23 protein-coding genes are annotated in these 21,928 nt (G+C 72.5%); 7 read left to right on the top strand and 16 right to left on the bottom strand.

Annotated elements, in window-relative coordinates; all coding sequences use genetic code 11:
• Positions 1 to 198: 198 nt before the first annotated feature.
• Positions 199 to 1,080: a CHRD domain-containing protein gene (locus tag KBX63_RS14035; protein ID WP_210911446.1), complete on the bottom strand. Its 882-nt coding sequence runs from the start codon at positions 1,078 to 1,080 to the stop codon at positions 199 to 201.
• 340 nt (positions 1,081 to 1,420) lie between these two features.
• Between KBX63_RS14035 and KBX63_RS14030 the strand changes: the two genes are divergently transcribed.
• Both KBX63_RS14030 and KBX63_RS35175 read left to right on the top strand, forming a co-directional pair.
• A complete protein-coding gene (locus tag KBX63_RS14030; RefSeq protein ID WP_247662276.1) occupies positions 1,421 to 2,413 on the top strand; it encodes a hypothetical protein in 993 nt (330 codons plus the stop codon).
• Positions 2,382 to 2,609 carry a hypothetical protein gene (locus KBX63_RS35175; protein WP_247662275.1) on the top strand — a complete coding sequence of 76 codons (228 nt, stop codon included), beginning with the start codon at positions 2,382 to 2,384 and terminating at the stop codon, positions 2,607 to 2,609. Before KBX63_RS14030 ends, KBX63_RS35175 begins: the two co-directional genes overlap by 32 nt.
• A gap of 207 nt (positions 2,610 to 2,816) precedes the next feature.
• Here KBX63_RS35175 and KBX63_RS14025 read toward each other — a convergent pair whose 3' ends face one another.
• The 5 genes from KBX63_RS14025 to KBX63_RS14005 form a co-directional block, all read right to left on the bottom strand.
• The gene (locus KBX63_RS14025; RefSeq protein ID WP_210911445.1) at positions 2,817 to 3,050 is read right to left on the bottom strand and encodes a zinc-ribbon domain-containing protein; all 234 of its coding nucleotides are present in this window, start codon (positions 3,048 to 3,050) and stop codon (positions 2,817 to 2,819) included.
• Positions 3,051 to 3,161: 111 nt separating this feature from the next.
• Complete coding sequence (locus KBX63_RS14020; protein ID WP_210911444.1) at positions 3,162 to 4,040, bottom strand: SRPBCC family protein; 879 nt, start codon at positions 4,038 to 4,040, stop codon at positions 3,162 to 3,164.
• Positions 4,033 to 4,590, bottom strand: a complete 558-nt coding sequence (locus tag KBX63_RS14015) for a helix-turn-helix domain-containing protein (RefSeq protein WP_210911443.1) — start codon at positions 4,588 to 4,590, stop codon at positions 4,033 to 4,035. Before KBX63_RS14015 ends, KBX63_RS14020 begins: the two co-directional genes overlap by 8 nt.
• A gap of 90 nt (positions 4,591 to 4,680) precedes the next feature.
• Positions 4,681 to 6,024, bottom strand: coding sequence for a class I SAM-dependent methyltransferase (locus KBX63_RS14010; RefSeq protein WP_210911442.1), 1,344 nt, complete (start codon positions 6,022 to 6,024; stop codon positions 4,681 to 4,683).
• Entirely contained in the window at positions 6,021 to 7,418 is a 1,398-nt protein-coding gene (locus KBX63_RS14005; RefSeq protein ID WP_210911441.1) for an FAD-binding oxidoreductase, read from the bottom strand. The genes KBX63_RS14010 and KBX63_RS14005 overlap by 4 nt, the downstream gene beginning before the upstream one ends.
• Before the next feature lie 93 nt (positions 7,419 to 7,511).
• Between KBX63_RS14005 and KBX63_RS14000 the strand changes: the two genes are divergently transcribed.
• Positions 7,512 to 7,982: an aminoacyl-tRNA deacylase gene (locus KBX63_RS14000; protein WP_210911440.1), complete on the top strand. Its 471-nt coding sequence runs from the start codon at positions 7,512 to 7,514 to the stop codon at positions 7,980 to 7,982.
• 36 nt (positions 7,983 to 8,018) lie between these two features.
• Positions 8,019 to 8,303 (top strand): DUF427 domain-containing protein, encoded by a 285-nt coding sequence (locus KBX63_RS13995; protein WP_210911439.1) that lies wholly within the window; start codon positions 8,019 to 8,021, stop codon positions 8,301 to 8,303.
• 74 nt (positions 8,304 to 8,377) lie between these two features.
• On the opposite strand, the gene KBX63_RS13990 is transcribed toward KBX63_RS13995, so the two are convergent.
• Positions 8,378 to 9,682: an MFS transporter gene (locus tag KBX63_RS13990; protein WP_210911438.1), complete on the bottom strand. Its 1,305-nt coding sequence runs from the start codon at positions 9,680 to 9,682 to the stop codon at positions 8,378 to 8,380.
• 71 nt (positions 9,683 to 9,753) lie between these two features.
• Between KBX63_RS13990 and KBX63_RS13985 the strand changes: the two genes are divergently transcribed.
• A complete protein-coding gene (locus KBX63_RS13985; RefSeq protein ID WP_247662274.1) occupies positions 9,754 to 10,743 on the top strand; it encodes a GlxA family transcriptional regulator in 990 nt (329 codons plus the stop codon).
• Between the two features lie 263 nt (positions 10,744 to 11,006).
• Here KBX63_RS13985 and KBX63_RS13980 read toward each other — a convergent pair whose 3' ends face one another.
• From KBX63_RS13980 to KBX63_RS13945, 8 genes are all read right to left on the bottom strand, one after another.
• The gene (locus tag KBX63_RS13980) at positions 11,007 to 11,468 is read right to left on the bottom strand and encodes a hypothetical protein (protein ID WP_210911436.1); all 462 of its coding nucleotides are present in this window, start codon (positions 11,466 to 11,468) and stop codon (positions 11,007 to 11,009) included.
• A 28-nt stretch (positions 11,469 to 11,496) separates the two neighbouring features.
• Complete coding sequence (locus KBX63_RS13975; RefSeq protein WP_210911435.1) at positions 11,497 to 13,449, bottom strand: VWA domain-containing protein; 1,953 nt, start codon at positions 13,447 to 13,449, stop codon at positions 11,497 to 11,499.
• A gap of 2 nt (positions 13,450 to 13,451) precedes the next feature.
• A complete protein-coding gene (locus tag KBX63_RS13970) occupies positions 13,452 to 14,912 on the bottom strand; it encodes a sigma 54-interacting transcriptional regulator (protein WP_210911434.1) in 1,461 nt (486 codons plus the stop codon).
• Positions 14,913 to 14,980: 68 nt separating this feature from the next.
• The gene (locus KBX63_RS13965; RefSeq protein WP_210911433.1) at positions 14,981 to 16,057 is read right to left on the bottom strand and encodes a hypothetical protein; all 1,077 of its coding nucleotides are present in this window, start codon (positions 16,055 to 16,057) and stop codon (positions 14,981 to 14,983) included.
• 76 nt (positions 16,058 to 16,133) lie between these two features.
• A complete protein-coding gene (locus KBX63_RS13960) occupies positions 16,134 to 16,784 on the bottom strand; it encodes a response regulator transcription factor (protein WP_210911432.1) in 651 nt (216 codons plus the stop codon).
• The gene (locus KBX63_RS13955) at positions 16,781 to 18,025 is read right to left on the bottom strand and encodes a histidine kinase (RefSeq protein ID WP_210911431.1); all 1,245 of its coding nucleotides are present in this window, start codon (positions 18,023 to 18,025) and stop codon (positions 16,781 to 16,783) included. The genes KBX63_RS13960 and KBX63_RS13955 overlap by 4 nt, the downstream gene beginning before the upstream one ends.
• A gap of 64 nt (positions 18,026 to 18,089) precedes the next feature.
• Positions 18,090 to 18,587 (bottom strand): hemerythrin domain-containing protein, encoded by a 498-nt coding sequence (locus KBX63_RS13950; protein WP_307871708.1) that lies wholly within the window; start codon positions 18,585 to 18,587, stop codon positions 18,090 to 18,092.
• Positions 18,588 to 18,592: 5 nt separating this feature from the next.
• Positions 18,593 to 19,573 (bottom strand): aldo/keto reductase, encoded by a 981-nt coding sequence (locus tag KBX63_RS13945; RefSeq protein WP_210911429.1) that lies wholly within the window; start codon positions 19,571 to 19,573, stop codon positions 18,593 to 18,595.
• A gap of 70 nt (positions 19,574 to 19,643) precedes the next feature.
• Between KBX63_RS13945 and mgrA the strand changes: the two genes are divergently transcribed.
• Positions 19,644 to 20,639, top strand: coding sequence for an L-glyceraldehyde 3-phosphate reductase (mgrA, locus tag KBX63_RS13940; protein ID WP_210911428.1), 996 nt, complete (start codon positions 19,644 to 19,646; stop codon positions 20,637 to 20,639).
• Between the two features lie 27 nt (positions 20,640 to 20,666).
• Here mgrA and KBX63_RS13935 read toward each other — a convergent pair whose 3' ends face one another.
• On the bottom strand, positions 20,667 to 21,596 hold the full coding sequence (locus KBX63_RS13935; protein ID WP_210911427.1) for a lytic polysaccharide monooxygenase: 930 nt from the start codon (positions 21,594 to 21,596) through the stop codon (positions 20,667 to 20,669).
• 139 nt (positions 21,597 to 21,735) lie between these two features.
• Here KBX63_RS13935 and KBX63_RS13930 point away from each other — a divergent pair, with 139 nt between their 5' ends.
• Positions 21,736 to 21,858, top strand: a complete 123-nt coding sequence (locus KBX63_RS13930; RefSeq protein WP_053657252.1) for a ribosomal protein bL36 — start codon at positions 21,736 to 21,738, stop codon at positions 21,856 to 21,858.
• Positions 21,859 to 21,928 lie beyond the last annotated feature (70 nt).

Raw genomic sequence — 21,928 nt, 5'->3', positions numbered from 1 at the left:
CAGCGCCCGCGTGCCCTCGCCAGGGCCGACCGGCGAGTTCCGGGCACCCCTGGCGGTCGCGTCCCCGACACTGCGGCCCCGGCAGCCCGGCCTTCCCGGTCCCGGCGGGAACGGCGGCACCGCAGTGGGACCCGGCACGGCCGAACGCCCGGCCCCCGTCATGCGGGTCGGGCGTTCAGTCGGTCGGGTGCCGATGGATCACTTCTCGTAGCTCTTGTCGTCGGCCTTGTCGTCGGCCTTGTCGTCGGCCTTGTCGTCGGCCTTGTCGTCGGCCTTGTCGTGGCCCTTGTCCGACTCCCGGTCCTCACCCTTGTCCGAGCCCCACTCGTCGTCCTTGTCAGAGCCCCACTCGTCACCCTTGTCGAAGCCCCACTCGTCACCCTTGTCAGAGCCGCTCTCGTCCCAGGCCCGGCTGTCGCCGGCGCCCCAGTTTCGGTCCTCGTCCTTCTTCTCCCGGTTCTCGTCGGTCTTGATCTGGCCCCGGATTTCGCCGTTCGGGTACTTCTTGGTGTGCACGTTGACGTACGTGACACCGGCGTCGATCGCGTCGACGAGCTCGTCGAACTCGCCGGGCTCGATGCCCTGGTCGGCCGGGCCGACCACGTCATCCGGCTTGATGGTCCCCTTGATCGTGGCCGGAGCCTCGGGGCAGGACTGGACGCCCTTCGACGGGCCACCCTTCCCGTCCTTGATGTTCGAGCACAGGAAGGCCGCGATGCCGCCGCTCTGGTGCCGCCCACCGAAGTGGATGTGCGCCTGCTGGACGTCCTTCAGGTCGTCGTAGCTCAGCCGGTACGTGATCTCTTTGTTCCGCTCGTCGATCTTCGCCTCGAACCGCCCGTTCCCGGGCGTCGAGACCGTGAGCGGGTCCTCCTCGTAGCCGCTGAGTCTCGCCCGCACGGTCTCCTTGTCCCGCTCCTTCCCATCCCGCGAGTCACTCCAGTCCCACGAGTCGTGCGATTCGCGCTTGTCGCCCGAATCGCCTCGCCCGTCGCCCACGGCCGCGGTTCCCACGGCGGTGGTCGCCACCGCCGCGCCGGCCGCCACCGCCAAAGCCCAGAGTCGAGTACGTCCCACCATCACTGCTGTTCCCTCCTAGACGAGGCCTGGGCCCGGTATCGGCAGGGGCACTTGACCACCCGTCAAGGGCGCAGGCACGCGAGGGCGCCGCGCACCGGGAGAACGTGGTCGTCGGACCTCCGGCACTCGGTTCGTTGGCGCCCTTTAGTGAAATTGTCACATGTTCGGCCGATACCGGAGCTGCCTTCCCTAATCCGGGCTGTCTTCCCTGATCCGACCGTCAGGGTTATTCATGGGGAGTTGATCTGAATGGTCCGCTCTACGGCCGCACAGGTGGTTCGAGGGGAAGGCGTACGGCAAGTACCTGGGCCGCTACCTGTTCCGGCCGTACCATCTCCCGGTGGTCTTCCCCCGCCGACGGCTGGTCGTCGCGTCCGTCCTCTTGGCGTTGGAGGGGGTGGCGTTCGCGCTGCTCGTCACCGAGTCCGTAACGGGTGCGATCGCGGCCGTTGGCTTCACCGCCGTGTCGTTGTGGGCGCACGTCGTCCTGCACGAGTGTGGGCACCTCGTCGTGGCGAAGGTGCTGCGTCTGCCGGTCGTCGCCGTCCGTATCGCACCTTTCACCGGGTGGCGAAGCGAGGTGTCGGTCCGGCCGGCGCCGTCGGCGACCGCGTTGCCGCTGCGGATGGTGCTGTTCTACCTCGGCGGCCCGATGACGAACCTGTGCACCGCAGCGGTGCTCGGTGCCACAACGACCCTGACGAGCACGCCGTTGACACGCGTCGCGCTGCTCGGCGCGGCGCTTTTCGCGGCGCTGCTCGGGGTGGTCAATCTCATTCCCGGAAGGTCGCCCCACAGTGACGGCCGCAACCTGCTCCACTGGCTCCTGGCACCAACAGCCACCGGCGCCGCGCTGCGGGCGGCCTACTACCAGGAGGAGGTGAGCAGGACGTTGCGGGCGATCGCCCAGGGGGAGGTCGACGACGATCGTCTCGGGAATCCGGTTCGCGACGACAACGGCCCGCGACTCGCGCTCGCTGCCTTCCAACGGCGCTGGAGCACGGCACACACGCAGTCGACGACGGCTTTCATCGCCGACGCAGAGCGGCTCGCGGCGCTGGCTCGCGCCGACAGCACCAATCCCAGAGCCGCCGCCGCAATTGCACAGGTGCTTACCGTCCAGTTCGGGATGTGGTACCTGTACGCCGCAGTGGTGAGCAGATCGCCGGTCGCACACCGAGAGGTGTTGGAGATCTTCGGAACTGGCCCAGATCGTTCTCCACGTGCGGCCGCAGACGATGTCCGCTCGTGTCGCCATGAGCCTGGCTCACCTGCTCAACCAGCGGCCGGAGCACGCCCGGTTGCTGCTTCTCGACATTCGGCCGGGTGCTGACCTGCCGGACCTGTGCAGCGTCGCGTTTCTCCTGCGGGCCATCGCCGAGTGTCACCTCGGCAACCGCGCCGATGCGGACACCCTCATCAGGGCGGCCGGCAGCGACTACCAGCAACTGACACAGGTCGTTGCCGCGATCCGGGCGGCCGACCCGGTGCCGCCCCTGTTCGCCCCGGCACCGATGGCTGACACCTGACCGGCGGGCTGCGCCGCAGGTGGTCAGCGGCCGGCGGAGCGGTTCCAGGGTGAGCGGGGCAGCGCGGTGCCGGCCAGTGGGCGGCGGGCACGGCGGCGTTTCCGCCGCCCGGGCGTGCAGGGCGCGCGCGGGACGGTGTGGACCGGAGCGCCGGCAGGCGGAGGTTGACGGCCGATCAGCCAACACAGGAAACGGGCCATCTGCGGTTCAGCCCACCGGGAGGCGCTCGGCGTCGGACTTGGAGATCTCGTACTGCGCCCCGCAGAACGTGCACTGCTGTGCGTACCGGGTGCGGATCGGGATGAGTGGGATGAAGAACAAGGTGAATTTGGTCGACCGACGGGTGATCACCTGCGCGGCGTGGTTGCCGCAGTTGCGGCAGACCTGCTGCACGACACCCGAACGGTCGACCTTGGTACGGAGACCAAAGATGAAGAACATCGCACGCCAGTACCCACTCCAGCCCGGTAAATCACCCCGCGGCCACCGGAAGCGCGGCGAGCGCCGGCCCGTGGTGCCTGTGGGCCGGCGCTCGCAAGGGCTGTTATCGCGTCAGCCAGCCGCCCCGGTCGGCTCGGGCTCCAGGCCTGGCACGTCGGCGGCGATCCAGATCGGCTGCCAGTCCGGCACCTCGTGGAAGCGGCGCAGCTCCGACAGGCCGGACACCGACCCGCTCCAGGCCGCGTACGGGGGGTTGCTCTCGTCGAAGCCGCTCTGCACGAACGTCAGCGTGGTCCGGCCGCCGGATTCGGCCAGCTCCCAGGTGCTGACGCCGGTGGGGCCCCAGTCGACGGACATCTTCCGGCCCGGGTCCACGTCGACCACCTTGGCCGCGTACCCGGCGTCGAAGCCGCCCATGGCGTACCGGCCGCCGACCCAGGGCTCGATGCCGATCGGGTAGCCGAACCAGGCGCTGGCCTGCTCGGAGTCGGTCAGCGACTGCCACACCTTGTCGGCGGGGGCGGCGATGACCAGCTCGCCGCGCAGGTCGGCGGAGGTGAAGTCGGTCCGCGGCAGCAGCGGCCGGCCCTCCAGGTGGGAGGCCAGGTTGGCGATGGCCAGCGCCCAGTAGGTCTGGAGCACGCCGCGGATGCTGGAGCCGCTCATCGCCTCGGCGAAGTCGAAGTGGCTCTGCGTCAGCGTCAGCACGGTGCTGTCCGGGCCGTCGGCGGTCAACTGGAACTCGGTGGTGGTCTCGACGCCGTCCAGCAGCCAGGTGAAGCGCAGCGTGTCGTCGTCGGCGTGCAGCAGCCGCTGGTGCGGGGCGTCACCCTCGGGCGTGTACCGGCCCCAGAACTCGTACCGCTGGGGCAGCTCGACCTCGGCGTGCTCGGCCAGCCAGAGGCGCAGCTCGGCCGGGTCGGTGAGGGCCTGGCGGGCGCGCCCGACGGGCGCGGAGAGGCGGGCCTGCACCTTCAATGGCTCACTCATGGTCGTTCCCTTTCGGATAGCAGGCCACGGCGAGCTTGAAGGCATCTCCTTCGGCGCCGCCGTAGCGGGTGAACAGGTCTTGAAGTGCGGTTTGCAGGTCGTGCAGGAACTGCTGGCGTTGCTCGGCCGGCACCCGGATCTCGCCGGAGACCCCGATCGAGGGCAGCTCGGGCGCCGCCCGGTCCAGGGCGGCGATGTCGGCCTGGACCTCCTCCATCAGGTCGAGCAGGTAGCCCAGGCTCAGCTCGTCCCGCGCCCGGCGCAGCCCGATCCGGCCGACCAGGCGGGGCGAGAGCCAGTAGGAGCGGGCGGCGGCCTGGTAGATGCCCTCGGTGATGCCGCGGACCTTGCGCTCGTTGACCAGCTCGACCAGGCCGGCCGCGACGAGCTGCTTGACGTGGTAGTAGACGCGCTGTGGCGTCTGGTCGAGTCGGGCCGCGACCTCGGTGCAGGTGCGCGGTTCGGCCAGTTGCCGCAGCACCTCGACGCGCTGCGGCTTGAGCAGGACCTCGGCCTGCTCGATCTGCTCCAGGTACAGGACGTCTCTCATGGCAAAATCAGTTTGTACGTACAAAATTTGTTTGTCAATGGGTTCGCGAAAAGCCGCGCCGATTTTCGGCGCGGCTTCAGGCGGCGACGGTCAGGGCAGCCAGTCGGGCCGCAGCGGATAGCTGCTCCGACCCTCCGGGCCGTTGTGGGTGGCCAGCACCTGGTGCAGCTGGATGCCGTTGCGCTCGAACGCCATCCGCGACCCGGCCATGTACAGACCCCACACCCGGGCGGTGCCCGCGCCCACCTCCGAGACGCAGAAGTCCCAGTGCTCGACCAGGTTGCGGCACCAGGCGGCCAGCGTCAGCGCGTAGTGCTGGCGCAGGTTCTCCTCGTGGTGCACCTCCAGCCCGGCGTCGTGCACCTCGCTGATCAGCCGACCCGGACCGGCCAGCTCCCCGTCGGGAAAGACGTACCGGTCGATGAACGCGCCGGAGCGGTGCGGCGCGCGATTGTCCGCCCGCGTGATGCAGTGGTTGAGCAGCCGCCCGCCCTGCCGCAGTCGATTGCGCAGCGCCCCGAAGTAGGCCGGGTAGTTGCGCACCCCGATGTGTTCGGTCAACCCGATCGAGGAGATGGCGTCGAACTGCTCGGCCGGCGCGTCCCGGTAGTCCAGGTGCCGCACCTCCGCCAGCTCGGTCAACCCCTCCCGCTCGATCGCCGCCTGCGCCCACTGGGCCTGTGCCTTCGACAGGGTCACCCCGAGCGCCTTGACGCCGTACTCGCGCGCGGCGTGCCGGACCATGCCACCCCAGCCGCACCCCACATCCAGCAGCCGCATCCCCTTCTTCAGCGCCAGCTTGCCGGCGACCAGGTCGTACTTCGCCGCCTGGGCCTGCTCCAGGGTGTCGTCCGGAGACCGGAAAACCGCGCAGGTGTACGTCATCGACGGGCCGAGCACCTTCTCGTAGAAGGCGTTGGAGACGTCGTAGTGGTGCGAGATGGCCGTGCTGTCACGCACCCGCGAGTGCCGCAACCCGTTCATCACCCGCTTCCAGCGCGGCTGCGCCTCCTGCGGCGGGGCCGGCGGCGGCAGCAGCCGCTCCCAGCCCAGCCCACGGACCAGCGCCAGCCCCTCGGCCAGCGACGGTGGGCGTAACCGCAGCTCGTCCTTGAGCACCCGCAACGCCTCGTACGGGTCACCCGGGTGCACCCCCTGCAACGCCAGGTCACCACTGACGTACGCCCGGGCCATGCCCAGGTCGCCGGGTGCGGTGAGCAGGTACGACAGCCCCCGCTCGGAACGGATCGCCAAGGTGATGCCGGCGTCGGACGGGCCGACGGCGCTGCCGTCGTACCCGGTGATCCGCACCGGCAACGGCCCCATGGTGACCGCGCGGACGACATCCGCGACGGTCGGACCCGTGTGCCGGCCCCCCGCCGGCGGGGTGGCGGGGACGCTCGCCGCCCCCTGATCTCTGTCGGTCAGGCTCATGCTCGTGCTACCGCCTTTTCGTACAGTCCCGTCAGCCGGTGGTCCGGGTCGTAGCGGTCCTTCACCGCGCGCCACGTGTCGCCGCCGTAGAGGCGATCGAAGGCGTCCCGGTCGTAGTACGCGTCGGAGTAGAGCGACTTGTGCCCGCCCGACTCCGACACCCTGCGTTCGATCGTGCGGTTGACGTCGCCGTCGGCGGCGCCCGGCGCGACCGGCACGCTCCCCCAGAACCCAATGTTGACGTAGTCCTGCCCCGGCCGGAGTGGATACAGCGGCCAGGACCGCGCCGAACCGGGACCCGCCGGCTCGCGCAACCGCAACGGACAGAGCCACACCGGGTTCATCCCCACCGCGCCGGCGAACCAGCGCAGGAAGTCGGCCGTACGTTCGAGCGGGATCTCCACGTCCTGCACCACCCGCTCCCGGGCCGGCTGGCCGCGCAGCCGGTCGAGCCGGGCCGCCACCTGATGCCGGTGCTCGAGCCGGACCAGTCGGTGGTAGACGTCGCTGCGCCGGTAGCGCGCCGGCCAGAGCCGCCGCACCACCGGGTGCTGGGCGCCGAACGCCGCCGAACACCAGAACCAGTCGGTGTCCCAGCGCCACAGATAGTCGTACGCGGTGAGCACGTCACGGGTGCGCTGGCGCAGCGACCGGTAGTAGATCGCCTGGCCGGTGTAGTCGCTGGGCGGCTCTGCCGCGTTGGTGAACGTGGCGAGCACCAGGTACGCCTCGCCGGGGCTGAACATCACCCCGTCCATCGCGTCGACCGGTTCGCCGGCCCAGGACCGGGTCGCGGTCACCTCGGCGATCGCGTCGGTGAGCGCCTCCAACCGTGTGAACCGGATGTTGCGCAGCGCCACGTACCGGCCGACCGGTTGCAGCTCGATGCGCAGCCGGGTGGCGTAGCCGAGGCTGCCCAGGGAGTTGGGGAACGCGGTGAACAGGTCCGCGTGCTCGCCCTCCGGCCGGGCGGTGATGATCTCGCCGGAGCCGGTGAGCACGTCCAGCTCCCGTACCGACTCGTGTGGCAGGCCGTTGCGGAAGGAGGTCGACTCGATCCCGAGGCCGGTGACCGCCCCACCGAGTGTGATGGTGCGTAGCTGCGGCACCACCAGCGGCATCAGCCCGTGCGGCAGCGTCGCGTCGACCAGGTCCTCGTACGTGCACATGCCCTGCACGTCGGCGGTGCGCCCGGTCGGGTCGACCGACAGCACCCGGCCGAGGCCGCTCACGTCGAGCCCCGGGGTCCGGGGAGCGGACCGGGGGCGGAACAGGTTAGAGGTGCGTTTGGCGAGCCGGACAGGCTCGCCCGTGGGCACCGCGGCGTACGACCGCCGCAGCGTGTCCACCGCTTGATCATGGTCAACCGAGTGATCCACACGCTCCGCGCGCATGTGATCACCTTACGCCCGTACCCCCAAAACCGTGGGATGTCGACGGTGGCCATTTCCCGTCCGGTGGCAGGCCCGGCGGTTACCGTGACGGGCATGCCGTCGCCCGCGATCGCCGCCCTGGACTCCGCCGGCCTGCCCTACCGGCTGATCCCGCAGGGCGCGGTCGGCAGCCTGGCGGAGGCCGCCGCCGTCCGAGGCGTGGCCGTCCCGGACGTCGTCAAGACGATCGTGGTCCGCCGGGGCACGGACGACCACCTGTTCGTGCTCACCCCCGGCGACCGGGTCGTCTCCTGGCCCAAGCTGCGCGCCCTGCTGGGGGTGCAACGGATCTCCATGCCGGACGCGGCGGGCGCCCTCGCCGCCACCGGCTACGAGCGCGGCACCATCACCCCGTTCGGCGCGAGCACCGCCTGGCCGGTGATCGCGGACGAGCGGCTGCGCGGCCGGGAGATCACCCTCGGCGCCGGCGAGCGCGGCCTCGCCGTCGCGGTCGCCGCCGACGCCGCGATCGCCGCGCTCGCGGCCACCGTGGCCGACGTCACGGATCCACAGCCGACCCGCTGAGCTGTCGCCGTCGCTGCACGGCCTAGTCTTGGTCGTATGCCAAAAGCCGTGTGGAACGACCTGGTCATCGCCGAGAGCGACGACACCGTGCTGGTGGAGGGCAACCACTACTTCCCCCGCTCCGCCCTGCGCGACGACCTGATCCGCGAGTCCACGACGCACACCGTCTGCCCGTGGAAGGGCACCGCCTCCTACTACACCCTCGAGCACGAGGGCAGCAGCAGCGAGGACGCGATCTGGTACTACCCCGAGCCGAAGCCCAACGCCGAGATGGTGCGTGACCGGGTGGCGTTCTGGAAGGACGTCCGGGTCGTCGACTGACGGCGGGCTGGCACCGGCCCGTCGAGGTGGGTGAGGTTGGCCGTGTGTCCGCACCCGAGGAGCGCCGCGTCGCCTCAGCCACGAAAGCTCCAGGCCCTGGGCGCGGCCGCGGCGACCAGGACGGCCTCCGGCACCGGCCGGCCCGGCCGCCGACGCAGCAGCAACGACAGCCCGGCCGCGCCGATCGACAGCCCGCCGGCCACGTACCAGGCCATCGCGTAGTCGCCGAGCCGGTCCCGGACCAGCCCCGCGCCCGTCGCGGCGACCGCCGCGCCGAACTGGTGGGCGGCGAACACCCAGCCGAACACGATCGCCCCGGCGGTGCCGAAGTACTCCCGGCACAGCGCCACGGTCGGCGGCACGGTCGCCACCCAGTCCAGGCCGTAGAAGATGATGAACACCAGCATGCTCGGCTCGGCGGTGCCGGCGAACAGGCTCGGCAGCAGCAGCAGGGACGCCCCGCGCAGCGCGTAGTAGGCGCCGAGCAGCAGCCGGCTGTCGACCCGGTCGGTCAGCCAGCCGGAGGCGACCGTGCCGACGATGTCGAAGAGCCCGACCAGGGCGAGCAGGCTGGCCGCGGTGGTCTGGGGCATGCCGTGGTCGTGCGCGGCCGGCACGAAGTGCGTACCGACAAGGCCGTTGGTGGTCGCGCCGCAGATCGCGAACCCGCCGGCCAACAGCCAGAACGGTCGGGTCCGGGCCGCGGTGGTGAGCGCGCCCAGCGCCCGGGTCGCCGCGCCTCCGGTCGCGGGCGGCGCCGCGACGACCTCGGTCGCGCCGTAGGCGGGCAGGTCGAGATCCGCCGGGTGCTCGCGCAGCAGCCACACCACCAGGGGTACGACCGCCAGCGCGGCTCCGGCCACGACGAGTGCCGCCGTACGCCAGCCGTGGTCGCGGACCAGCACCGCGATCAGCGGCAGGAAGACCAGTTGCCCGGCCGCCCCGCCCGCGGTCAACACCCCGGTGACCAGGCCCCGCCGGCGGACGAACCAGCGCCCGGTGACGGTGGCCACGAAGGCCAGCGCCATCGAGCCGGTGCCCAGCCCGACCAGCACGCCCCAGCAGAGCAGCAGCTGCCAGGAGGCGGTCATGAAGATCGTCAGCCCGCTGCCCGCGGCGACCAGCAGCAGCGCCACCGAGACCACCCGGCGGATGCCGAACCGGTCCATCAGCGCGGCGGCGAACGGCGCGGTGAGCCCGTAGAGCAGCAGGTTGACCGAGACGGCCGCGGAGATGGTGGCCAGCGGCCAGCCGAACTCCTCGTGCAGCGGGTGCAGCAGCACCGAGGGGGTGGCGCGGAAGCCAGCCGCGCCGACCAGCGCCACGAAGGCGACGGCGGCGACCAGCCAGGCGGGGTGCAGGCGGCGGTTCTTTCTCACGTGGACCAGTCTGGGCGGCGCCGCCAGCACCGACGAGTGGCCGGAAAGCCATCGTGCGCAATAATCGGGCCATGACCGTACGCCCGCACCGGATCGCCGTACTCGCCCTCGACCAGGTGGTCGGCCTGGACCTCGGCACCCCGTCGCAGGTGTTCAGCACCGCCCGGGGGGCCGACGGGACCTCCTACTACGACGTGCGGGTGTGCACCCCGGGCGGTCAGCCGGTCCGCAGCACCGCCGGCTTCCAGGTGCTCCCGGACCACGGGCTGGAACTGCTCGACACCGCCGACACCGTGATCGTCGCGGGCATCCACGACGGCAGCGCGCTGACCTCGGGCACCGTCGAGCCGGAGGTGGCCGAGGGGCTGCGGTCGGCGTACCGGCGGGGTGCCCGGGTGATGTCGATCTGCACCGGGGCGTTCGTGCTGGCCGCCGCCGGGCTGCTCGACGGGCGCCGGGCCACCACCCACTGGGCGTACGCGGAGCAGTTCCGCCGGCTGCACGACCGGGTGGACCTCGACCCGGGCGTGCTGTTCATCGCCGACGACCGGGTGCTCACCTCCGCCGGCGTGGCCGCCGGCATCGACCTCTGCCTGCACGTCATCCGCCTCGACCACGGCAGCGAGGTGGCCAACCGGGCCGCGCGCCGCTGTGTGATGCCACCCTGGCGAGACGGCGGCCAGGCGCAGTACATCGAGCGGCCGGTGCCGAAGGCCACCGACACCAGCACCGCCGGCGCCCGGGAGTGGGCCCGGCAACGGCTGCACGAGCCGATCGCGCTGCGCGACCTGGCCGAACAGGCCCGCATGAGCGTACGCACCTTCACCCGGCGCTTCCGCTCGGAGACCGGACTGAGCCCGGCGCAGTGGCTGCTCCAACAGCGCACCGACCACGCTCGACTGCTGCTGGAGACGACCGACCTCACCGTCGACCAGATCGCCACCCGCTGCGGCTTCGGCACCACCGCCGCCCTGCGCCAGCAACTGCACCAGCGCATCGGCGTCGCCCCCTCCACCTACCGCCGCACCTTCCACCCGCGCCCGGAGCTGATCGGGACCTGATCCACCACCCGCAGCCGGCCCCCGCCCGACGACGGCTGCCCACCCGGCCGTGGTACCCGGCAGGCCGGATGCTGCCGACCCGCTGCCGGCTCCGACGTGAGCGGACCTCCCCCATCCGCACCGAGACGTGACAGTCCTGCCGGAGGCATGACTGCGATGAGCGATATACCTGTGCGTCATATTTATGACCCACAGGTATATCGCTCATCGCACCGAGATGCCGGGGACCCACCACGCCGGACAGCGAGCCTGACCGAGGCGGCTCAGGTGCGGAGCATGTGGAGCTGGGCCTGGTGTTTGGGGAGGTGGACGCGGGCGTGCAGGTCGAGGGTGCGCGACCAGGGCAGCGTGTCCTGGACGATGAGGTCGAAGCCCTCCCGCAGGTGCGTCTCGACCGGGGTGTCCGCCGCCAGGCCGAGCTGGTCGACCAGCGCGCAGAGCCGGTCACTGGTGCCGTGCAGCAGCGCGGCCAGGCCACGCAGGCCACCCTGCTCGGCGACCAGCGCGTCGAGCTGCGGGCGGTGGATGTCGTCCAGGTCGTAGTAGGCGAACGTCGACCCGGCCAGCAACGCCTCGGTGGCCTGGATCATCAGCTCGTCGTTGGCCACCAGGTGCGCGACGATCTGCTCGGCGCTGAGCTGACCCTCCGGCGGGGGGCCGAACCCCGCCCCGTCGATCTCCGCGAACACCCCGCCGTACGCCCGCCGCAGCCCCCCGCTCTCCACGCCCCCAGTCAACCCCGCCGGGCCGGGGTTAGCGGCGGGATTGGCGGGAGCGGAGGTAGTCGCTGACCACGTACTCGCCCAGGTCGTCGGTGTCCGGGGTGAACATGCGGCCTCGGCTGCGCCGGGCCACCGCGTCGACGAAGCGGCGCAGGCCCGGGTCGTCGCCGAGCATGAACAGGTTGAGGGTGGCGCCGTAGCGGCTGAGCCGGTCCACCTCGCGGACGGTCGCCTCGATCGTCTCCGGCAGCGGCGGCCAGTGGAACAGCGCCTCCCCGTCGTCCGGATCCAGGTGGGCGGTCGGCTCGCCATCGGTGACCACCAGCACCACCGGCTCGGCGTCCGGATGCCGACGCAGGTGCCGACCGGCAAGCCGCAGCGCGTGCTGGAGGTTGGTGCCCTGCTCCATGTCCGGCTCCACGGCGGCCAACTCCTGCTGGCTGAGCGTCATCGCCTCCCGGCCGAAGCCGACGATCTGCAGGGCGTCCTGCGGGAAGCGCGTCTCCATCAGGTGCGCCAGCGCCAGCGCGGTCTGCTTCATCGGCCCCCAGCGCCCCTGGGAGATCATCGAGTACGAGAGGTCGACGCAGAGCACCACCGCCGCCGAAGCACGCTTCTCGGTCTCCACCACCTCGAAGTCGTCCACCACGAGCTGCACCGGCACGCTCGGCCCGGCCCGGCTCACCGCCCGGGTCAGCGTGCGGACCACGTCCAACGGCTGCTCGTCGCCGTACTGCCAGGGTCGGGAACCGCCGCTGACCTCGCCGGCGGCACCCGCCGAACGCAGATCGTGCTGGCCGCGCGGCCCGGCGGTCAGGTCGGCGAAGACCCGCCGCAGCGCGGTCCCACCGAGCCGGCGCAGCGCCTTCGGGCTCAGCGTGAGCCCGTCCGCGTCCCGGCTCACCCAGCCCTGCCGGCGTAGTTCCCGCTCCAGCTCACGCAGCCGACGGACGTCGTCGGCGGCGCTCCGGCCCAGCGTCCGGGCCACCGCGTCGACGTCCACGTCGTCCAGGGTGGCGCCGGGGTGTTCCTGGTCGAGCTGGTCCAGCAGGTCGTCCAGCTCGCCGATCTCGCCCAACGCGCCGGCCGCGTCGGCGTAGCCCAGCGGCTGCTCGCCCCGCACCCGCTCGCCGCGCCCCCACCGCAGGTCCGGCCGCAGCGCCCGCAGGTTCGCGTCGAGCGCGGACAGCTCCCCGGCGAGCTGGTCGCCGAGCGACTGCTGCATCAGCCCGGCCAGCTCGGCGCGCTGCCGATCGGAGAGCGAGTTCATCAGCCGCTCGCCCGCCGCCGAGCGCCGGGCCAGCACGTCGATCAACTCGTCGACGGTCTCCGGCCGCTCCGGGAAGAAGTCGCCGTGCCGGCGCATGAACTCGGCGAACGCGTCGGTGGTGTCCTCCGCGCGGCCGTGCCGGGCCAGCAGGTCGTTCAGATCGCTCATCATCTCGGCGAGCCGCCGCTGGACGGCCGGGTCCGCGGAGGCGCGCACCGCGTCGCGCAGGCCGGCGAAGCGCTGGCCGAGTACGTCGCCGCGAAGCTGGTCGAGGATCTGCTGGTACGACCGCCGGGCGTCCGCGCTGGCCCACTGGTAGCCGGCCAGCTCCTCCACCGCACGCGCGGTGGAGCGGGGCAGGTTGTCCAGCACCGACTCGGCGAACCGCGCGCCATCGTCGTCGCGGCCCCGCAGCTCGTCCCGCTCGGCGGCGAGGGCCTGGTCGAGCAGGGCCCGCGCCCGGGTCACCGCGCCGTCCAGGTCACCCCGGCGCAGCGCCTCCCGGCGCAGCCGGCGGGCCCGGGCGGCCAGGTCGTCCAGCCCGCCACGCCCCTGCGGGCCACGGCGCAGCAGGTCGCGCAGTGCCTCCCGCAGGCTGCCGCCGGCCAGCACCTCGGCGCCGACCGCGTCCACCGCCTCGCGCACGTCGTACGGGGGCGCGAGCGGGTCGGGGCCGCCGCGCCACTGCCCGTACCGGAACCGGTTGCCGGCCACGGTCAGCCCCGGCCGCCGTAGACGGTGCGCCCGGAGTCGGTCACGTCCTTGCCGAGCCGCCGGGTCAGGTGCAGCCCCTCCAGCACGAACTCGACACCGGCGGCGGCCTCCTCCGGGGTGGGCGCGTCGCCCAGGCCGAGCCGGTCCAGCACCTTGGCCAGCCCGGGCACGGTACCCACCTGGCGCAGCAGCTCGGCGGCGCCGACCAGCTCGCCGGTCTCGATCGCCGCGCCCTCCTCGACCAGGCCGGTGAAGCCGGACAGGTCCAGCCCGGCCAGGTGGGCGCGGAACGTCTCGGCGGTCGCGGTCCGCAGCAGGTGGGCCAGGATCTCGATCTCCCGCCCCTCCTCGCCGCTCTCGAACTCCACCTTGCCGCGCAGGGTGCTGGTCACCGACACCGCGTCGCCGACCCGGGCCACCGCGGCCTCCGGCCGCCCTTCCGGGGTGCCGGCGGCGGCGAGCAGGCCGGCCCGGCGCAGCGCGGCACCGGCCACGGTCTCGGCGGCGGCGATGGCGAACCGGGCGGAGACGCCCGAGCGCGGGTCCACCGACGGTGACTCGCGCACCGCGCGGGCGAACCGGGCCAGGACCTCCAGGACGTGCTCCGGCACCTCGGCGACCAGGTCGGCCTCCTGCCGGATCAGCTCCAGCTCCAACTCCAGGTCGACCGGGTAGTGGGTACGGATCTCCGCGCCGAACCGGTCCTTGAGCGGGGTGATGATCCGGCCCCGGTTGGTGTAGTCCTCCGGGTTGGCGCTGGCCACCAGGAGCAAATCCAGCGGCAGCCGCAGCTGGTAGCCGCGGACCTGGATGTCGCGCTCCTCCAGCACGTTGAGCAGCGCCACCTGGATCCGCTCGGCCAGGTCGGGCAGCTCGTTGACGGCGAAGATGCCCCGGTTGGTACGGGGCACCAGCCCGAAGTGGATGGTCTCCGGGTCGCCGAGGGTGCGGCCCTGGGCGATCCGGATCGGGTCGACGTCGCCGATCAGGTCACCGACGCTGGTGTCCGGGGTGGCCAACTTCTCGCCGTAGCGCATCGAGCGGTGCAGCCAGCCGACCGGCTGGTCGTCGCCGGCCTCGGCGACCTCGGCGCGGGACGCCGCGGTGAGTGGATGCATCGGGTGCTCGTTGAGCACCGACCCGGGGATGACCGGGGTCCACTCGTCGAGCAGGGCGCCGAGGGAGCGGATCAGCCTGGTCTTGCCCTGGCCGCGCTCGCCGAGCAGCACCATGTCGTGCCCGGCGAGCAGCGCCCGCTCGACCTCGGGCAGCACGCTGTCGTCGTAGCCGACGATGCCGGGGAAGCGGGCCTCGCCGTTGCGCATCCGGGCCAGGAGATTCTCGCGGAGTTCCTGCTTGACGGTGCGGTACTGGTGACCGGCCGCCCGTAGCGCGCCGAGCGTGCCGGGCAGGTCGGCCGGTGGAACCGGGATTACCGGGGAGGGCGCAGTCACCCGACCCACGCTAGCTCACGTTAGGAAGGGACCCCTGTACAACGAAATCCGACAACAAGGGTCCCCTCCTTACACGCTCAGCCGCGGTCGCAGCGCGGGCAGGCTCCGCGGCGGCGCAGGTGGTACGCGTACGTGGCGGCGCCGAGCGCCACTCCCCAGAACGGCCAGAGCATCATCGGCGCCCCGGCCAGGCTGAAACCGTGGGTGAGCTGCCAGAACTCGGGGTTGCTGAGCAGCCCCAGAGTGGCGGCGGTCACCGCGACGGCGACCAGGGTGGCCGGCACCACGGCCAGCTTCACCGGCACCCGGCGGCCGGCCAGTCCCAGCATCCAGCGGGGGAACCGCTCGCCCCACCGCTGCACCAGCCCGAGGGTGAGGATCGCGCCGACGGTGGCGAACGCACCCAGCCCCAACCCGGCCCACACCATCCCGGTCTCCTGCATCTCGGTCAGGAACTCCTCAGAGATGCCCAGCGGGATATCGGCCGCCCAGGCGAACCGGGTCACCGCGTACGCCAGCGGGATGGCCGCGGCGATGCCGGCGGCCCACCGACCCCAGCGCGCGGCGGCGGCCGGGGTGGTCCAGCCCCGGTCGGTGTCGTGACGGCCGCAGCCGACGCAGGCCCCGGCGGTGCGGCGCTGCCAGGCGAGCACCGCCCCGGCCAGCAGCAGCCCACCGACGAGCGCGGCGAACCGGGCGAACAGCGCCCAGGTGAACACCTCGGCGTAGTCGGCGGGCGGCCAGCCGAACGGCGCCCCGATGATCAGCATCGGCAGGTAGCCGAGGATGACCAGCACCCGGGCGTCCGGCACGACCACGGCGAGCACGAACGCCACCGTCCACGCGTATCCGGCGAGCAGCGCCCGCGGCGCGCCGAGCGGGCGTACGGCCGGACGGCTCATCGCCAGCGCCGCCACCGCGGCGGTCAGCAGCACCCCGGCGAAGAGCGGCGTGGCAAGCTGCACCGGCACCAGGCGCAGCAGGTTGGCGTCGCCGCCGTGCGGGTCGTTCGCGCCGAACGGGTAGCCGGCCCCGGTGAGCGTGCCGAACAGGGCGAGCACGCCCCACAGACCGAGCCAGCCGGCGGCCAGCGGGGCCAGCCGGTCGGGCCATCGGGAGTCGGGACGGGGTGGCGAGGCAGTGATCGTCGTCATGCTTCCAGCCTCGGCCGGTGGCCGGCCGTACCCCTCCCGGGCGGCGGTGAACCCGCTCCCCCGTGGGAGGGACCGGTCAGCCGGACGGGGTGACGAAACCGGACTCGTAGGCGGCGATCACCGCCTGGGTTCGATCGCGTACGCCCAGCTTGGCCAGCACGTTGCCGACGTGCGTCTTGACCGTCTCCACCCCGACCACCAGGTGCGCGGCGATCTCCGGGTTGGACCGGCCGGTGGTCATCAGCCGCAGCACCTCGGCCTCCCGCTCGGTGAGCCGGGCGGCGGTCAGCCGATCACCGCCCGTCGGCCCGTACGCGCCAGCCAGCCGGCGGATCGCGGCCGGGAAGAGCAGCGACTCACCCGCCGCGACCACCCGGACCGCCTCGACCACCTCGGCCGGCCGGGCCCGTTTGAGCAGGAAGCCGGCGGCGCCGGCGCGCAGCGCCTCATAGACGTACTCGTCAGTGGCGAAGGTGGTGACGACGAGCACCCGGGGCGGGTCGGCGGAGGTGGCCAGCAGGTGTCGGGTGGCCTGGATGCCGTCGATGCCGGGCATCCGCACGTCCATCAGCACCACGTCCGGCCGGTGCCGGGCGACCAGCGGCGGCACCTCGGCGCCGTCGGCGGCCTCGGCGAGCACCCGCAGGTCGGGTTGGGCGTCGATGATGGCCCGCAGCCCGACCCGGATCAGCTCGTCGTCGTCGACGATCAGCACACCGGTGGTCATCGCGTCCCCTCGTACGGCAGGCGGGCCCGGATCAGCCACAGGCCGCCGTCCGGGCCGACGCTGATCCGGCCGCCGAGCAGCAGCACGCGTTCCCGCATCCCGTCCAGGCCGCGGCCGCCCCGGCCCGGGTCGGCACGGCCGGCGCGGCCCAGCGCGTTGACCAGCTCCAGGTCCAGCGCGTCCGGGTGCAGGTCCAGCCGCAGCGTCACCGGCCCGTGGCCGTACCGTGCCGCATTGGTCAACCCTTCCTGGACGATTCGGTAGCCCTCCCGCGAGACCGCCGGCGGCACCCGCGCCGGGTCGCCGGAGCGGTGCGCGTGCACCGCCAGCCCGGTCGCGCGGGTGTCGGTGACCAGCCGGTCCAGGTCGGCGAGGGTACGCTGCGGCGCCACCGCGGTCCGGCCACCGCCGGTCTCCCGGAGCAGCCCGAGGACGTGGTCCAGCTCGTCCATCGCGGTCCGACCCGACTCCTCGATGGCACCGAGCGCTCGCCGGACGAATTCCGGGTCGGTGTCGAGCACCTCGCGGGCGGCGCCGGCCTGAAGGGTGGCCACCGTCAGCGCGTGGCCGACCGAGTCGTGCAGTTCCCGGGCCAGCCGGTTGCGTTCGGCGAGCCGGGTGGCCTGCGCCTCCAGTGCGGCGATCCGCTCCGCCGGGGTCGGACCGAGCAGCACTGGCGCCATCGACCCGGCGAGCGCGCCGAGCCCGGCGACGGCGTAGCCGAGACCGGCCAGCAGGACCACCCCGGTCAGCGTCAGCCAGCCGGTGTCCCGCCCGTCCAGTGGCCCGAACCGTTCCCGGCTGACCAGGTCGGCGCCGATGCCGAACTGCTGGGCGATGAAGGCCAACGCCATCGGCACGGCCGTGATCAGCGCAACCATCACCAGCGCGCCGATGGTGAGGTGGGTGGCGATCCAGAGCGCGCTGCGCAGCCGGGTGTCCCGGTCGCCGCGGTGCCCCGGCGCGGGGTCGGGCAGGTCGACGCCGAGCAGCGCCCGTACGGCGGCGATCTCCAGTGCCCGGCTGCCGTCGAGCAGCAGCGGCACCACGGCGATCACCAGCGCGATCACCAGCAGGGCGAACACCAGCGAACGGGGGATCTCCGAGCCGGTGAGCAGCTGGGCGAAGGTCACCGCGAGCAGCCCGTACGGCAGCGCCAGGACCCCGCCCAGCAGCAGGAACACGCCACGCCGCCAGGTGCTGCCGGCGACCAGCGGTGCCAGGGCTGCTCGGGGAGTCACCCCGTCATTCTGCTGCCGTCGCCAACCTCTGCGACTCCCCCGTGCCGGGGAGATCGAGCCGCGTTCAGCGGTGGTCGGCCACGTACGACTGTGGGTCCTTGTCCCGGAAGGGCAGGTCACGCCCGTTCTTGTGCTCGCCGTAGAAGGTGAGCCAGCGGTGGCCCAGCTCGGCGCGCAGCTCCGGGCTGGCATGCCGGCGGAAGTCGGGCAGGGCCTCGTCCTCCTCCTCGGCCAGGTGCTCGCTGTTCTCCCGACGGGCCGTGCCGACCGCCGCCCACCAGCGATCCGAGCCGACCGGGTGCAGCTTGGACTCGGCGATGGCGTCCCGGATCTTGTTGTGGTCGCCGATCGCGTCGGCGGTCTCGTCCTCGCCGTCGTCGCCGTGCTTGACCAGGTGCGGGTAGAGGATCGCCTCCTCGGCCTCGGCGTGGATGTCCAGGTGCAGGGCGAGTGCGTCCCAGATCGCCAACAGCTCCTGCTCGCCACGGGCATCGTCGAGGCGGGCGAAGCCGCGCCGGAAGGCGGCGTGGTCGTCCAGAATCATTGCGGTGATGTCGTCCACTGTGCTCACTTTTCCGTCGGGCCGGTGAACCGGGCGCGCAACATTCGGGGCATCGCGGCGAGGCCGGTGACCGGCCGGAACCGTTTGGCGGCCTCGGCCAGTGCGGCGTACTCGTCGTCGGTGAAGTCGATGTCGGCGGCGGCGGCGTTGCGTTCCATCTGCTCCACGCCGGACGCGCCGGGGATGGCCAGTACGTTCGGGTGGCGCAGCACGTAGGCCAGCGCGATCTGGCTGGGGGTGGCGTCGTGCGCGTCGGCGACCTGGCGCAACGTGTCGATCAGGGCGGCACCCCGCTCAAGGTTCTCCGGCAGGAAGTACGGGTTGGCCCGCCGGACGGCGCCGGTCGGCGGGTTCTTCGCGTCGTAGCGGCCGGAGAGGAAGCCCTGGGCGAGTGGGCTGTACGCAATGACCACCCGACCGGCCTCCCGCGCGTACGGCAGCAGGTCCTGCTCGGGCGCGCGGTCCAGCATGCTGTAGCGGACCTGGTTGCTGAGCACCCGCCGGCCGAGCGCCGCCTCGGCGACCTGCCATCGGCGCAGCCCGTAGTTGCTCACCCCAACCTCGCCGACCAGCCCGACGTCCTGCAACGCGCGCATCCCGCGCATGGTGCTGTGGTCGGCGACCAGCGGGTGCGGCTGGTGCACCTGGTAGAGGTCCAGGGAGGTCACGCCGAGCCGGGCCGCCGAGGCGACCGCCCGCTGCTGCACCACCGCGGCCACCGGCAGCACCGGGAAGATCTTGGACGCGATCACCACCTCGGGCCGGTCGTCGCCGAGCGCCGCGCCGAGGATCCGCTCGCTGCGCCCGAAGCCGTAGATCTCCGCGGTGTCGAAGACAGTCACACCCAACTCGAGCGCCCGCCGGACGATCTGCGCCGCCTGACGCTCGAAATCCGGGCCGTAGCCCCACTCCCGGGAGCCGAACTGCCACGTGCCCAACCCGATCCTGGACAGCGGCTTGGGCGTGTCGAGCGCGATGAGACGCATGGTCTCGAAGCTACCCCGTTGTCCGGGTTCACACGCCCGATCCCGCGTACCCCGAGCCGGAGCTACGCTCATGATCGTGACCTACCTCGCCGCGGATGACCGCTACGAAACGATGACCTACCGGCGCAGCGGACGCAGTGGCCTGCGGCTGCCCGCCGTCTCCCTCGGCCTGTGGCACAACTTCGGCCCGGACCGCCCGTTCGAGCGGCAACGCGACATCGTCCGACGCGCCTTCGACCTGGGTGTCACCCACTTCGACCTGGCCAACAACTACGGCCCCCCACCCGGCGCAGCCGAGGAGAACTTCGGCCGGATGCTCGCCACCGACCTGAAGCCATACCGGGACGAGCTGGTCATCTCCAGCAAGGCCGGCTACCTCATGTGGCCCGGCCCGTACGGCGAGTGGGGCTCACGCAAGTACCTGATCTCCTCGCTGGACCAGTCCCTGAGCCGGATGGGGCTGGACTACGTCGACATCTTCTACTCGCACCGGTTCGACCCGGACACCCCGCTGGAGGAGACGATGGGCGCGTTGGACGCCATCGTCCGCTCCGGCAAGGCGCTCTACGTCGGCATCTCCAACTACAACTCCGAGCAGACGGCCCGCGCCGCCGCGATCCTGCGCGAGCTGGGCACGCCGCTGCTGATCAACCAGCCGTCGTACTCGATGCTCAACCGGTGGACGGAGACCGACGGCCTGCTCGACACGCTCGAGCAGGTCGGCGCCGGCTGCATCGCCTACAGCCCGTTGGCCCAGGGCCTGCTGACCGACCGCTACCTGGGTGGCATCCCGGCCGACTCGCGGGTGCGCACCAGCGTCTTCCTCAACGAGAGCGACCTCAGCGACGAGAAGATGGCCACCATCCGGGGGTTGGGCGAGGTCGCCGAGCGACGCGGCCAGTCACTGGCCCAGCTCGCGCTGGCCTGGGCGCTGCGCGACCCGCGGATGACCAGCCTGATCATCGGGGCGAGCAGCGTCGCGCAGCTGGAGACGAACATCGCCGCGCTGGACAATCTCGACTTCAGCGCCGAGGAACTGGCCGAGATCGACCGGCACCTGGGCTGAGCGCCGCCGGGCCGGTGGCGGGCCGGATCACCAGATCCGGCGCCGCCCGGCCCGATGGTTGCGCACCTCGCACTGCCGCCCGACCGGCGCGCCGACGGTGCGGCGCATCCGACCCGCGCCGACCAGCAGCGCGATGACCAGCACGGCGGCGGCACCGGCAAGCACCGGCCACCGGCTGCTGAGGTCGGTCACCGACGCCACCGGCACGCCCGGGTCGGCCGCCGCCGCCACCGCCGGCTCGGTGGCGGCCGGCCGGCCCGCGGCGGTACGCGGCACCGCCGGCGCGCCCTTCGTCGCGACGGCCGGCCGCGGGGTACCCGTCGCCGCGCCGCCCCGCGCGGGGCGGAACACCACGTCGGAGCAGGAGTAGTAGGTGTCCGGAGTGTTGGAGTTCTGCCAGATCGTGTAGATCAGGTGCCGGCCGTCCCGGCTCGCCGGCAGCCGACCCGCCAGCTGGTACGCCCCGGCCCGCACCGGCGGGTCGGTCACCGTCAGGAACGGGCGCGACTCCAGGTCCCCCCAGGTCAGAGGCGCGCGGGGGTCGTAGCCGGGCCGGGTGACGTAGAGCCGGAAGGTGCCCCGGTGCTCGATGGTGGTCCGGTAACGGAAGGTGAACCGGGCGCCGGCGGTCAGCTCGGTGCTCGGCCAGTCGGTCCGGGGCAGATCGAGCCCCCGGTACGCGGAGAGCCCACCGCTGCACAGCTCACCGTCAGGGATCCGCTCCCGGTCCCGACCGTTGATCGCGGCGACCCGGACGTTGTCCCACTCGCGGACCGCCGCGCCCGCCTCGACCGCCGCCCGGCAGGCGCTGGTGGCCGCGTACCGGCCCTCGGGTCCGCAGGCCGCGGCCCGGCTGATCGGGCTGGTCGGCGCGCCGTGCGCGGCGGCGGGCGCGGCGCTGAACGGCACGGTCGCGACGGCGACCAGCATGGCGGCGAGCACTCGGCGCACGCGCATGGTGTGACCTCCCGCGCAGTGGTACGGGCGCGGGACGGCAAAGGTTCGACGCCGGGGCCGCCGGGAATCGCGGCACGGGCCACGGCGTTCCGACAGACGGTACGGATCGAGGCCGATCCCTCAGGCCGAGGAGGCAGACATGAAGGTACGCACCTCGTTGCGCGCGCTCAAGCAGAAGCCCGGTTCGGTGGTGGTCCGCCGGCACGGCCGGGTCATCGTGGTGAACCGCGCGAACCCGCAGTGGAAGAGCCGCCAGGGCTGATCACGGCCTGACCGGACATACAGTCGAAAACGCCCTGACCGGATGCCTCCGGTCAGGGCGTGTCGCGTCT

The organism is Micromonospora sp. U21 (assembly GCF_018070045.1).
In the GTDB taxonomy this organism is placed as follows: domain Bacteria; phylum Actinomycetota; class Actinomycetes; order Mycobacteriales; family Micromonosporaceae; genus Micromonospora.
The sequence above is the reverse complement of the archived record's forward strand: the minus strand, read 5'-3'. Positions and strand labels throughout refer to the sequence as shown.